At 49.1% G+C, this 13,365-nt stretch carries 10 protein-coding genes, 1 tRNA gene and 1 other RNA gene; 6 read left to right on the forward strand and 6 right to left on the reverse strand.

Annotated elements, in window-relative coordinates; translation table 11 throughout:
- Positions 1–1,833, forward strand: coding sequence for an ABC transporter ATP-binding protein (locus tag J1785_RS20070; RefSeq protein ID WP_217220371.1), 1,833 nt, complete (start codon positions 1–3; stop codon positions 1,831–1,833).
- A 56-nt stretch (positions 1,834–1,889) separates the two neighbouring features.
- Here J1785_RS20070 and J1785_RS20075 read toward each other — a convergent pair.
- From J1785_RS20075 to J1785_RS20090, 4 genes are all read right to left on the reverse strand, one after another.
- A non-coding RNA gene (locus J1785_RS20075) (RtT sRNA) lies at positions 1,890–2,019 on the reverse strand.
- A 43-nt stretch (positions 2,020–2,062) separates the two neighbouring features.
- A tRNA-Tyr gene (locus tag J1785_RS20080) sits at positions 2,063–2,147 on the reverse strand.
- A gap of 213 nt (positions 2,148–2,360) precedes the next feature.
- Positions 2,361–3,209 carry a formyltetrahydrofolate deformylase gene (gene purU, locus J1785_RS20085; RefSeq protein ID WP_013575956.1) on the reverse strand — a complete coding sequence of 283 codons (849 nt, stop codon included), beginning with the start codon at positions 3,207–3,209 and terminating at the stop codon, positions 2,361–2,363.
- A 43-nt stretch (positions 3,210–3,252) separates the two neighbouring features.
- Positions 3,253–3,717, reverse strand: a complete 465-nt coding sequence (locus J1785_RS20090; protein ID WP_129990399.1) for a YchJ family protein — start codon at positions 3,715–3,717, stop codon at positions 3,253–3,255.
- A gap of 148 nt (positions 3,718–3,865) precedes the next feature.
- Here J1785_RS20090 and rssA point away from each other — a divergent pair, with 148 nt between their 5' ends.
- From rssA to J1785_RS20110, 4 genes are all read left to right on the forward strand, one after another.
- A complete protein-coding gene (gene rssA, locus J1785_RS20095) occupies positions 3,866–4,777 on the forward strand; it encodes a patatin-like phospholipase RssA (RefSeq protein ID WP_217138347.1) in 912 nt (303 codons plus the stop codon).
- 96 nt (positions 4,778–4,873) lie between these two features.
- Positions 4,874–5,887 (forward strand): two-component system response regulator RssB, encoded by a 1,014-nt coding sequence (gene rssB / locus J1785_RS20100; RefSeq protein WP_129951617.1) that lies wholly within the window; start codon positions 4,874–4,876, stop codon positions 5,885–5,887.
- Between the two features lie 215 nt (positions 5,888–6,102).
- Positions 6,103–7,446, forward strand: coding sequence for a UDP-glucose dehydrogenase family protein (locus tag J1785_RS20105; RefSeq protein ID WP_129951616.1), 1,344 nt, complete (start codon positions 6,103–6,105; stop codon positions 7,444–7,446).
- A gap of 9 nt (positions 7,447–7,455) precedes the next feature.
- Positions 7,456–8,463: an NAD-dependent epimerase gene (locus J1785_RS20110; protein WP_217220373.1), complete on the forward strand. Its 1,008-nt coding sequence runs from the start codon at positions 7,456–7,458 to the stop codon at positions 8,461–8,463.
- Positions 8,464–8,651: 188 nt separating this feature from the next.
- Here J1785_RS20110 and hns read toward each other — a convergent pair whose 3' ends face one another.
- Positions 8,652–9,059, reverse strand: a complete 408-nt coding sequence (gene hns / locus J1785_RS20115) for a histone-like nucleoid-structuring protein H-NS (RefSeq protein WP_129951614.1) — start codon at positions 9,057–9,059, stop codon at positions 8,652–8,654.
- 624 nt (positions 9,060–9,683) lie between these two features.
- Between hns and J1785_RS20120 the strand changes: the two genes are divergently transcribed.
- Complete coding sequence (locus J1785_RS20120; RefSeq protein ID WP_217220374.1) at positions 9,684–10,298, forward strand: thymidine kinase; 615 nt, start codon at positions 9,684–9,686, stop codon at positions 10,296–10,298.
- A gap of 112 nt (positions 10,299–10,410) precedes the next feature.
- Here J1785_RS20120 and adhE read toward each other — a convergent pair whose 3' ends face one another.
- Positions 10,411–13,080: a bifunctional acetaldehyde-CoA/alcohol dehydrogenase gene (adhE, locus tag J1785_RS20125; RefSeq protein ID WP_217220376.1), complete on the reverse strand. Its 2,670-nt coding sequence runs from the start codon at positions 13,078–13,080 to the stop codon at positions 10,411–10,413.
- Between the last annotated feature and the right edge of the window lie 285 nt (positions 13,081–13,365).

Raw genomic sequence — 13,365 nt, forward strand, 5'->3', positions numbered from 1 at the left:
ATGAACCTGACCCGCGGACAACCGGAAAACCGTCAGCCCGTGCTGAGCGTGAAACATCTCACTACCTCATTTCGCGGCGAAGACGACTGGTTGCCGGTGGTACGTGATTTGTCGTTTGATGTCTATCCCGGCGAGACGCTGGCGATCGTCGGCGAATCCGGCTCGGGGAAAAGCGTGACATCGCTGTCGGTGATGCGTTTGCTGAAAGCGCAAAGCAGCCGGATTGAGGGCGAAGTCTGGCTGAATCAGCGCAATTTGCTGACCCTTTCGGATAAGCAGATGCGTGATATCCGGGGCAACGACATGGCGATGATTTTTCAGGAGCCGATGACGTCGCTGAATCCGACATTCAGTATCGGCAGACAAATCGCGGAAAGCCTGAAGCGGCACCGGGGCATGTCATCCGCTCAGGCGCGGGCGGAAACCCTGCGTTTGCTGGAGAAAGTCAGGATCCCGAATGCCAACGCGCGTTTCGACGAGTATCCGCATCAGTTTTCCGGCGGTATGCGTCAGCGCGTGATGATTGCGATGGCACTGGCGCTGAAACCTAAGCTACTGATCGCCGATGAACCCACGACGGCGCTGGATGTGACGATTCAGGGGCAGATTCTGGATCTGATTAAAACGTTGCAGGAAGAAGAAGGGATGGCGGTGTTGTTTATCACGCATGATATGGGCGTGGTGGCTGAAATCGCAGACCGCACGCTGGTGATGTATCGCGGTGAGGCGGTGGAAAGCGGGGTCACGGAGGATATTTTTCATCGCCCGCAGCATCCTTATACCCGCGCTTTGCTGGCCGCCGTACCGAAACTCGGGTCGATGCAGGGGCATGCCTGGCCGTTGCGTTTCCCGCAAATTAATTTGCAAACCGGTGAGACAGGAGAGCCAAAGGAAGTGGCAGAAACGGTCGGTTCGGGGCTGACGCCATTGCTCTCGGTGAAAAACCTCAGTGCACGTTTTCCGGTGTATGGCGGCATATTTAGCCGTCAGGTTGGGGCGGTTCACGCGGTAGAAAATATCAGCTTTGATTTATATCCGGGTGAAACGCTGTCGCTGGTCGGGGAATCCGGTTGCGGAAAATCGACGACCGGACGTGCGGTAACACGGCTGCTGAAACCACACAGCGGTGCAATTGATTTCGACGGTTTTGATGTAATGAATCTGGGCCGGCGCGATATTTTACAGATGCGGCAGCGCATTCAGATGATATTTCAGGATCCGTTTGCCAGCCTGAATCCGCGTATGCGCATTGGTGACGCGCTGATCGAACCTATGCTGCAACATAAACTGCATAACCGCAGCGATGCAAAAGAGAAAGCCGCGTCGTTGCTGCAAAAAGTCGGATTGTCGCCGGATATGTTGCGTCGTTTTCCGCATGAGTTTTCCGGTGGTCAGCGCCAGCGAATTTGTATTGCGCGCGCACTGACGCTCGATCCGAAAGTGATTGTCGCCGATGAATCGGTATCCGCGCTGGATGTGTCGGTGAAAGCGCAGGTGGTGAATTTGTTGCTCGATTTGCAGGAAAGCATGCATCTTTCCTACCTGTTTATTTCGCACGATATGGCAGTGGTCGAGCGGGTGAGCCATCGCGTGGCGGTGATGTATCTGGGTGAGATTGTAGAGATCGGCCCGCGCGCAGCGATATTTGATAATCCGCAGCATGCGTATACACGAAAATTAATGGCGTCAGTGCCGGTACCTGATCCGTCGCGCAGAATGCTGAAACGTCAAATGCAGGTCGATGAGCTGAAAAGCCCGGTGCGTGATAACGGCTACATTCCGCCGCAACGGCAATATCAGGAAGTGTCAGCAGGACATTTTGTTCAGGTTTGATGTTTAACTGGAAAGGGATTTTGTGCAGCAGGGATTCAGTGGTTGAGTCTTGAAGATGGTGGTGGGGGAAGGATGACTCGGCCTGTGGCCTCGCCCTGCGGGTCGTTGCTGCGCAACGCTGTCTCGCTTCGCTCGGCTCAAACCTTCGGGTCGAAGGTTCTCTATCCTTCCCGATTTGTATTTTTATTTTAGTTTGGAATTTTCGGAAGAAGCGGGAATATCTTGAAGATGGTGGTGGGGGAAGGATTCGAACCTTCGAAGTCGATGACGGCAGATTTACAGTCTGCTCCCTTTGGCCGCTCGGGAACCCCACCACAATTTTTGTGGCATTTACTACATACTTTCTGGCCAAAACCATCATGTGCTACATGGATGATTTTTGTCGCTGCAGCGGTTAGCTGCGAACGGGGCGCATAATACCAAATGGTTCGGGGCTGTAAAGCGCTGAAAGCGATAATAAACTTTGTTTGCGGGTTTTTTGTTCTTAACGGTGCTTCTCTGAACGAAAAGCACCGTCACAAGGCGGATTACAGAATGACAGTGCGGTTGCCGTAAACGAAGACACGTTGCGCCAGTACGCGGTATAACGCGCGGCTAAGCACATTTTTCTCCACATCGCGCCCGGCACGCATCATATCTTCTGCCGTATAAGTATGATCGACGTTAATCACGTCCTGCATGATGATCGGACCCTCATCCAGGTTATCATTCACGTAATGCGCGGTGGCACCAATCAGTTTCACGCCGCGCTCGTACGCCTGATGATACGGGCGGGCACCAATAAATGCCGGCAGGAATGAGTGGTGTATGTTGATCACCTGATGCGGATAATGTTGCACAAAGCCCGGCGTCAGCACACGCATGTATTTAGCCAGCACCACATAATCCGGCTGATACTGATCAATTTGCGCAATCATCGCGCTGTCATGCTGTTCGCGGGTCAGGCCGTCATGGCTGACCAGATGGAACGGAATATCGAAGCGCTCAACCAGCGTTTGCAGGGTATCGTGGTTACCGATCACAGCGGCGATTTCGACATCCAGACCACCGTAAGCGGCTTTCATCAGCAGATCGCCCAGACAATGGGCTTCTTTGGTCACCAGGATCACGATACGGCGGCGGCCGGTGCTGTTCAGTTCACGCACGGAGCCCGCTGGCAGCGCACTGTCGAGATCAGCCAGCAATGTGGTGTCATTGAAAATCCCTTCCAGCTCGGTACGCATAAAGAAGCGCCCGGTGCGGTGATCGACGAATTCATTGTTCTGCACGATATTAAGTTCGTGCTTGTAGCAAATGTTGGTGATTTTGGCGATCAGACCTTTTGCGTCAGGGCAAATGGTGCGTAATACCTTGGTTTGTACGTTCTGTTGCGGCATGAGGGTGTGGATCCTGTCCAAGACTTAAAATAATACGGTTGAATTATTTACCGCAGCACTTCTTATATTTTTTACCCGATCCGCACGGGCAGGCGTCATTGCGGCCTGTCTGCGGTTTAATTCCGTCGATATAGTACCAGCGTTCGTTCAAACGAAGAAATCGCGAACGCTCGTGGATCAGATGAATATGTTCATCGCCGGTTTCGGTAAACCGCGCGGCAAACTCAACAAAACCTTCATCTGCATGACGCCCGTCTGACTGGCCGATGACCTGCAAACCGCGCCAGTGGGTAGTGGTGAAGCCTTCCTGTAAACTGTTGCGCCATTGCTCTGCTTGACAATCCGGGTGCCAGGTGGCGATCAGATAACTCGCATTTTTCAGGACATAGGCGGTGTAACGCGAGCGCATCAGCGCAGACGGTGTCGGCGCCACTTTACGCTCAGCGATGTATGGCTGGCAGCACTCTTCGAAGGAAAGGCTGCTGCAACATGGGCAAAGTTCTGACACGGAAACTCCTGCATCTCAGGGCTAATACATTTAACAACGCAGGTTGCGCTATTGAATGCACCAAACTGATATGTTACCTAACAAACTCGCCGGGTGACAATGCGCTTGCCCGCTGATTCTAACGCTATGTGCAATATAAGGTCATCAGATGAGCAGAAAAGTCACCATTGGTCTTGCCCTCGGCTCAGGAGCCGCGAAAGGGTGGGCGCACATTGGTGTGATTAATGCCCTGAAAGAAATGGATATCGACGTCGATGTCGTGGCGGGTTGTTCGGTCGGTGCACTGGTCGGCGCAGCCTATGTCAGTGACAGATTGCCGGCAATAGAAAACTGGGTTCGTTCATTCAGTTACTGGGATGTGCTGCGGCTGATGGATTTTTCCTGGAAGCGCGGAGGATTATTGCGCGGAGAGCGTGTATTCAATGCCGTGGGGCAGTTAATCCGCATTGATGAGTTTGAAAAGTGCTCGAAGAAGTTTGGCGCAGTGGCCACCAATCTGAGCACCGGCCGCGAACTGTGGCTGACAAAAGGGGATTTGCATGAGGCTATCCGCGCCTCATGCAGTATGCCCGGGCTGCTGGCACCGGTCTGGCATAACGGTTACTGGCTGGTTGACGGGGCGGTAGTGAATCCTGTGCCGGTTTCGCTGACCCGCGCGCTTGGCGCGGATATCGTTATCGCCGTCGATCTTCAGCACGACGCGCATCTGATGCAGCAGGATTTACTGACGGTACAACCGACAGGCGAAGCACTGGATACTGAGACAGATGTAAGCTGGCGTGACAGAATACGCCAGCGTTTAACCCGGCCAAATGCCCGAAAACCTAACGTCAGCCCCTCGGCTATGGAAATAATGTCGACGTCCATTCAGGTGCTGGAAAACCGGCTCAAGCGTAACCGCATGGCAGGCGACCCGCCGGATGTGCTGATCCAGCCTTATTGTCCGCAAATCTCAACGCTGGATTTTCATCGGGCGGAAGAAGCGATCGAGGCCGGGCGTCTTGCCGTTGAAAAACAGAGAGATCAGTTGCTGCCCCTGATTAAAAATAGACAGTTCTGAATGGCTTAAAATGTGTTTGGCCTAATCTGACAATTCTGCCAAGCAAAAACAGGCTTTATGAGCCACTATTAGAATAAGAAATACTGGGGGACCCTGATGGACAAGCCACTTACAAGCAAGCATATTCTCATCGTTGAAGACGAAGCCGTTTTCCGATCTATACTTGCCGGCTATGTAAGTTCCCTGGGTGCGACATTCACGGAGGCCGAAAATGGCCTTGAGGCTTTGTCTCTGGTCGAAGATTACCCGCCTGACCTGATCCTCTGCGATTTAGCGATGCCTGAGATGGGAGGGATGGAGTTCGTCGAAAACCTGCGATTACAGGGGAGTAAAATCCCTGTTCTGGTGATTTCCGCCACTGATAAAATGACAGATGTTGCATCAATGCTGCGACTCGGTGTCGAAGATGTCCTCCTCAAACCCATAAACGATCTTAACCGGTTACGCGAGGCGTTACTTTCTTCTTTATACCCGAAGCTTTTTTCATCACAGGCTATGGAGGAAAGCTCACTGGTTCAGGACTGGGAAGCGCTGTGCCGGAATCCCAACGAAGCACAGCGCTTGTTGCAGGAATTACAGCCACCCGTTCAGCAGAAGCTGGCGCATTGCCGCATCAATTACCGGCAACTGACGTCAGCAGAAAGTCCGGGGCTGGTGCTGGATATCGCCGCGCTTTCTTCCAAAGATCTCGGTTTCTATTGTCTGGATGTGACCCGGGCCAACGAGAATGGGGTACTGGCTGCACTCTTGCTGCGGGCTATTTTTAACAGCTTATTACGTGAGCACTTAAGTGATCAGCATCAGCGGTTACCGCAAATGTCGACGCTGCTTAAACAGGTCAATCATTTATTCAAGCAGGCAAATCTCGACGGACAATTCCCATTATTGCTGGGCTATTATCATGCCGAGTATAAGAATCTCATTCTGGTTTCAGCGGGATTACATGCCACAGTCAATACCGGCACCAATATGATCCAGCTTAGCAATGGTGTGCCGCTCGGCACCACCGGCGCCACATACTCCAATCAAATCAGTCAGAAATGTGATGCCTGGCAATGTCAGGTCTGGGGTTCGGGTGGGCGTCTGAGATTAATGCTGTCTGCTGATTGAGCAAATCTATTACTATTGATAATAATTTATTAATAATCCTGAGCATTTTCCCCGCACGATGTTTTACCTTCATACATTATTTCAATCTTCTAAGACGTATCTCAATGCAAAATATGCCTTTCCAGGCGCACTTGTGCCTGAAACTGTTATAATCCGTTCCGGAAAATTTGGCTGTCTATTTTACATTGTTTAAAATAACAAATAGGAATTCGCTGATGAAAGTAACAGTTTTTGGTATCGGTTACGTCGGACTTGTTCAGGCGGCGGTTCTTGCTGAAGTTGGGCATGAAGTTTTGTGTATCGATGTAGATGCAAAGAAAGTAGAAAACCTGAAAAACGGGCTGATCCCAATTTTTGAACCGGGCCTGACACCGCTGGTTCAGAGCAACTATGAAGCAGGGCGTTTGCTGTTCAGCACCAATGCGGCTGAAGGTGTAGCGCATGCAACGGTACAATTCATCGCGGTGGGTACCCCACCTGATGAAGATGGTTCCGCTGATCTGAAATATGTGACTGCCGTTGCGCGTACGATTGCTGAGCATATGACCGGACCAAAAGTGGTTATCGATAAATCCACCGTTCCGGTGGGTACTGCGGATAAAGTCCGTGCAGTGATGACAGAGAAACTCAAAGAACGCGGCGTGGACATCAGCTTCGATGTTGTCTCTAACCCTGAATTCCTCAAAGAAGGGGCGGCAGTCGCAGACTGTATGCGACCTGAACGTATTGTTATCGGTACGGATAATCCTGACGCTATTGATCCGATCCGTGAACTTTACGAACCTTTTAATCGTAATCACGATCGCATGATCCTGATGGATATCCGCAGTGCAGAGCTGACTAAATACGCTGCCAACTGTATGCTGGCCACCAAAATCAGTTTCATGAATGAAATGTCTAATCTGGCAGAAATGCTGGGTGCGGATATCGAGAAAGTCCGTCAGGGCATCGGTTCTGATTCACGCATTGGTTATCACTTTATCTATCCTGGCTGCGGCTACGGTGGTTCCTGTTTCCCTAAGGACGTCCAGGCGTTAATCCGCACTGCTGAACACATTGGCTATCAGCCGAAATTGTTGCAGGCTGTGGAACAAGTCAATTACCAGCAAAAATATAAATTGCCTGCTTTCATTCAGCGCCACTTCGGCGATGACCTTAAAGGGAAAACCTTTGCACTGTGGGGGCTGTCATTTAAGCCAAATACCGATGACATGCGTGAAGCATCGAGTCGCGTATTAATGGAACAACTCTGGGCAGCGGGCGCGAAAATCAAAGCCTATGATCCGGAAGCCATGAACGAAACGCAGCGGATCTACGGTCACCGTGATGATCTGGAATTGATGGGAACCAAAGAATCTGCATTGCATAATGCCGATGCGCTGATTATTTGTACGGAATGGCAGAACTTCCGTGCTCCGGATTTTGATGTGATCAAAAAAGCGTTAAAAGAGCCGGTTATCTTTGATGGTCGTAATTTATTCGATCCTGAACGTTTGGAGAAACGCGGATTTACTTACTACGGCATAGGTCGTGGCGCATCAATCAATCCGGTTCTGTAAGGAGTTTGCATGAAATATCTGGTCACTGGCGCAGCGGGCTTTATTGGCTTCTTTGTGTCACAACGTTTGCTGGCAGCAGGTCATTGCGTTATCGGCATTGATAATCTGAATGACTACTATGACGTCAATCTGAAACTGGCCCGTCTCGCTCAGCTGGAAAATAAAGATGGCTTTGAGTTTATTAAGCTGGATTTAGCCGATCGTGAGGGCATGGCCGCATTGTTTGCGGAACAGAGGTTTGAACGTGTTATCCATTTAGCTGCGCAGGCCGGTGTCCGATATTCTATCGAAAACCCTCTGGCTTATGCCGATTCCAACCTCATAGGATTTGTTAACGTCCTGGAAGGATGTCGTCATAATAACGTCGGGCATTTGCTTTATGCTTCTTCCAGTTCAGTATACGGTCTGAACAAAAAACAGCCTTTTTCAACGGATGATTCTGTCGATCATCCGGTTTCGCTGTATGCGGCTACGAAAAAAGCCAATGAATTAATGGCTCATACCTATTCACATCTTTATAAAATTCCCACCACCGGGTTACGTTTCTTTACTGTATATGGCCCGTGGGGGCGCCCGGACATGGCATTGTTCAAGTTCACCAAAGCAATACTTGGCGGGCAAAACATAGATGTTTATAACCATGGCGAAATGCGTCGTGACTTTACTTATATCGATGATATCGCCGAAGCCATTGTTCGTTTACAAGACGTTATTCCGCAAGCGGATCCAGACTGGACGGTAGAAGACGGCTCGCCAGCCAGCAGTTCCGCGCCTTATTGCGTTTATAATATAGGCAACAGTAACCCGGTGAAGCTGATGACGTATATCAGTGCGCTGGAAAAGGCGTTGGGAATAGTTGCAGGTAAGAATATGCTGCCAATGCAGCCAGGCGATGTACACGAGACCAGCGCAGACACGTTGCCTCTGGCTAAGGCTATTGACTTCAAGCCTGAAACGCCTGTAGAGCAGGGCGTACAGCGCTTTGTGGACTGGTATCGCGACTTTTATCAGATTTAATATTGTATTGTTTTACCAAAGGTCGCAAATGCGGCCTTTTTTAATGGAATCAGTTAAATCTTATGGATGTTTATGCAACAGGCTGTGTCAGTTTTGTATTTGCCGGATCAATATTACAGCGTAATAAAACAAAAAGCCCATCAGAGCGATGGGCTTTTTAGCATTAACAGTGACGTTAATGTTGGCAATTACAGCAGGAAATCGTCCAGTGACTTGCCTTGCTCTTCGATTGCTTTCTTGATTACAGCTGGAGTACGACCCTGGCCTGTCCAGGTTTTGTTTTCGCCGTTCTCATCAACGTATTTGTATTTAGCCGGACGTGCTGCACGTTTTGTTTTACCGGTCGCTTTAGTCGCAGCCATCGTTTGCAGCAATTCGTTAGGATCGATACCGTCAGCAATCAGCATTTCGCGGTATTGTTGCAGTTTACGGGTGCGCTCTTCAATCTCTGCAGCTGCCTGAGAATCTTCTTCACGACGCTCGTTCACAACAACTTCTAATTTTTCCAGCATCTCTTCCAGCGTTTCCAGAGTGCATTCTCTCGCTTGTGCACGCAGAGTACGGATGTTGTTCAGAATCTTTAATGCTTCGCTCATTATACTAGTCTCGAATTATATTGGTGGGGGGCGTTTGGATAATAATAGAATGCTCTTCTGTATTCTGCAATAGCGAATTTGTTTGCTTGACCTTAATTTACGCATTTAAAGCAAATAATGTTTAGTCACTACGAAATATAGTCAGGCTGCTTAGCGCTATTTATCTGGGGGTGATAACCCTAATTTCAATACTCTGTTGAGGATTGTTGATGGTTTGAGAAAGTAGTTATTTAAGGCAGTTATTGTTAATAAAATTAAAGCATCCGTGAAGCCATGTAATGTAAGGATATGAAAAAAAAGCGGGCGGACGAAGTACGAACTCAGAAAAATGATTCTTTGTGGGTAGCATTTCCATCGACTTCTTTAATGTATAGACAAATCCTTACTCGTCAATGAAGACATATTAACTCCCCTTTTATTGCGGGTATTCTGGCTTGACCGCAGGGAATAATTATCTCATACCGTTATAATTTTTCATTGTAAGTTTCTATGATTTTACCCGGAGTGAATGTCTTGCGGGGGCAGGCATGAGCGCTATCCGGCCGTTGTTATAGTCTGGCAGGCATGTGATACAATACATGCCGAAAATTTATGCCATCCATTACATTATGGGGTCACTGTTTTATGGCTCAGCTTTATTTCTATTACTCGGCGATGAATGCCGGTAAGTCTACCTCGTTACTGCAATCTTCATATAATTATCAAGAACGTGGAATGCGCACGCTGGTGCTAACGGCAGAACTCGACAACCGGTATGGTTTGGGTAAAGTCAGCTCACGAATCGGTTTGTCTTCGCCTGCGGAGCTTTACAACAGGGAGACCGAACTCTTTAATCTGGTGGCACAGGAGAACCGCACACAGCGTTTAAGCTGCGTTCTGATTGATGAGTGCCAGTTTCTCACTAAAACACAGGTATCGCAGCTTACGGACGTTGTAGACGATCTGGATGTGCCGGTACTTTGTTATGGTCTGAGAACGGATTTTCGTGGAGAACTTTTCGAAGGCAGCGAATATTTGCTGGCCTGGGCAGATAAGCTGGTTGAACTTAAAACCATTTGCCATTGTGGCCGCAAGGCTAATCGCAATCTCAGACTGGATGAGAACGGTAACGCCTTGCATGATGGCGCACAGGTCGTTATTGGTGGTGATGAACGCTATGTTTCGGTGTGCCGTAAGCATTACAAAGAAGCGATGGCTGCGTGTGATGTCATAGACGAAAGTAAGCCCAAGCCTCTCTGAGCCCCGGGCGTTGACTAAGGCCTGCGAGTGATTGTTGAACGATAAATCGCAAATTCGGACCATAAAAAAACCCGCCTTTCAGCGGGTTTTTTACTATCAGCATCTCAGCAAGTTATTTTTTGCTGGTTTTCTTTTCAGCTTTTGGTGCCGGAGCAGCAATTTCTTCTGCTGCGTCCTCACTGAATTCACGGCCGTAGTAAGTATCCATCAGAATCTGCTTCAGTTCGGCGATCAGCGGGTAACGTGGGTTAGCACCGGTACACTGGTCATCAAACGCATCTTCAGACAGTTTGTCTACTTTAGCCAGGAAGTCTGCTTCCTGAACGCCTGCTTCACGGATAGAGGTTGGGATACCCAGCTCCGCTTTGATTTCATCCAACCAGGTCAGCAGTTTCTGGATTTTTTGCGCAGTACGGTCACCCGGCGCGCCCAGACCTAAATGGTCAGCGACTTCTGCGTAGCGACGACGCGCTTGCGGGCGGTCATACTGACTGAAAGCAGTCTGTTTAGTTGGGTTGTCGTTAGCGTTATAACGGATAACGTTTGAAATCAGCATGGCGTTAGCCAGACCATGTGGAATGTGGAACTCTGAACCCAGTTTATGGGCCATTGAGTGACAAACCCCAAGGAAGGCGTTCGCAAACGCGATACCCGCAATAGTTGCCGCATTGTGAACACGTTCACGGGCAACCGGATTTTTTGCGCCTTCTTTATAGCTGGCTGGCAGGTTTTCTTTCAGCAGTTTCAGTGCCTGCAGAGCCTGGCCATCGGAATATTCGTTCGCCAGTACAGAAACATACGCTTCCAGTGCATGAGTCACTGCATCCAGACCACCAAAGGCACACAGTGATTTCGGCATATTCATGACAAGGTTGGCGTCTACAATAGCCATGTCAGGTGTCAGTGCATAATCTGCCAGTGGATATTTCTGGCCAGTTGCATCGTCAGTCACCACAGCGAATGGCGTCACTTCTGAACCGGTACCGGAAGTGGTAGTGACGGCGATCATTTTCGCTTTCACGCCCATTTTCGGGAATTTGTAGATACGTTTACGGATATCCATGAAACGCAGTGCCAAATCTTCGAACTGAGTATCCGGGTGCTCATACAGAACCCACATAATCTTCGCGGCATCCATTGGTGAACCACCGCCCAGTGCGATGATAACGTCTGGTTTGAAGGAGTTCATCTGCTCAGCGCCTTTACGTACAATGCTCAGCGTTGGGTCAGCTTCAACTTCGAAGAACACTTCAGTTTCAATACCATGACCTTTCAGAACGCTGGTGATCTGGTCAGCATAGCCATTATTGAACAGGAAGCGGTCAGTTACGATGAAGGCGCGTTTTGCTCCATCGGTCGCCACTTCTTCCAGTGCGATTGGCAGTGAGCCACGACGGAAGTAGATAGATTTCGGAAGTTTATGCCACAACATGTTTTCTGCTCGCTTCGCTACAGTTTTCTTGTTGATCAAGTGTTTAGGACCGACGTTTTCGGAGATGGAGTTACCACCCCAGGAACCGCAACCCAGCGTCAGAGACGGAGCAAGTTTGAAGTTGTAGAGGTCACCGATACCACCCTGTGAAGCCGGGGTGTTGATCAGAATACGTGCGGTTTTCATTTTGTTGCCAAAATAATTCACACGTTCTGGTTGGTTGTCCTGATCGGTATACAGGCAAGAGGTATGGCCGATACCGCCCATTTCTACCAGTTTCTCTGCTTTAGTGACGGCGTCTTCGAAATTCTTCGCGCGATACATAGCAAGGGTAGGGGACAGTTTTTCATGCGCAAAAGGTTCGGACTCGTCAACGACGGTGACTTCACCGATGAGCACTTTTGTATTTGCAGGGACTTTGATACCAGCCATTTCAGCAATTTTCACCGCTGGCTGACCGACGATAGCGGCGTTGAGGCCACCATTTTTCAGAATGATATCTGAAACGGCTTTCAGCTCTTTACCTTGCAGCATGTAGCCACCGTGAGAAGCAAAACGTTCACGGACTGCGTTATAAGCTGAATCAACGACAATGATGGACTGTTCAGAAGCACAGATGACACCGTTATCAAAGGTTTTAGACATCAGAACGGAAGCCACCACACGTTTGATATCTGCGGTTTCATCGACTACAACTGGAGTATTACCCGCGCCTACACCAATGGCTGGTTTGCCGGAGCTGTAAGCTGCTTTCACCATACCAGGACCGCCGGTGGCGAGAATCAGGTTCAGGTCCGGGTGGTGCATCAGTTGGTTGGAAAGCTCTACGCTTGGTTCATCAATCCAGCCAATGATATCTTTTGGCGCACCGGCAGCAATGGCGGCCTGCAGAACGATATCCGCAGCCTTGTTGGTTGCATTTTTGGCACGTGGGTGTGGGGAGAAGATAATACCGTTACGTGTTTTCAGGCTGATAAGTGCCTTGAAAATTGCAGTAGAAGTTGGGTTGGTAGTCGGGACGATACCGCAAATCAGGCCAATTGGCTCAGCGATAGTAATGGTACCGAAGGTGTCATCCTGGCCCAGGATGCCACAGGTTTTTTCATCTTTGTAAGCATTGTAAATGTATTCAGAAGCGAAGTGGTTTTTGATCACTTTGTCTTCAACAATACCCATTCCGGATTCTTCAACAGCCAGTTTAGCCAGCAGAATTCGAGAATCGGCAGCAGCCAGAGCGGCGGCAGCGAAAATCTTATCTACCTGCTCTTGACTGAAGTTGGCATATTCGCGCTGTGCCTTCTTGACTCGAGCAACGAGTGCGTTTAGTTCAGCGACATTTGTTACAGCCATAATGCTCTCCTGATAAAGTTAAACTCTTTTAGTAAATAACCTGCCAAAGACTAGTATAGACCTGCTATCAGTCACCGTGAGAAACTAATTAACTCTAAGATTCTCAATAAGTTGTCTTTGTCTCTTTATTTGCTCAAAGAGCTTTCAGTTGTGAAGCACCGGATAAAGCAGATAACGTTTAAATCACATTCATCACCCGATGTTTATATGTTTCAAGTAACGTTGAGTGACTATGCACAGAGATTACCTATTTGTAGGCAGTATTCATTTGATCTAGATCATTAC

Origin of the sequence: Rahnella perminowiae (assembly GCF_019049755.1) — a bacterium.
Taxonomy (GTDB): Bacteria; Pseudomonadota; Gammaproteobacteria; order Enterobacterales; family Enterobacteriaceae; genus Rahnella; species Rahnella perminowiae.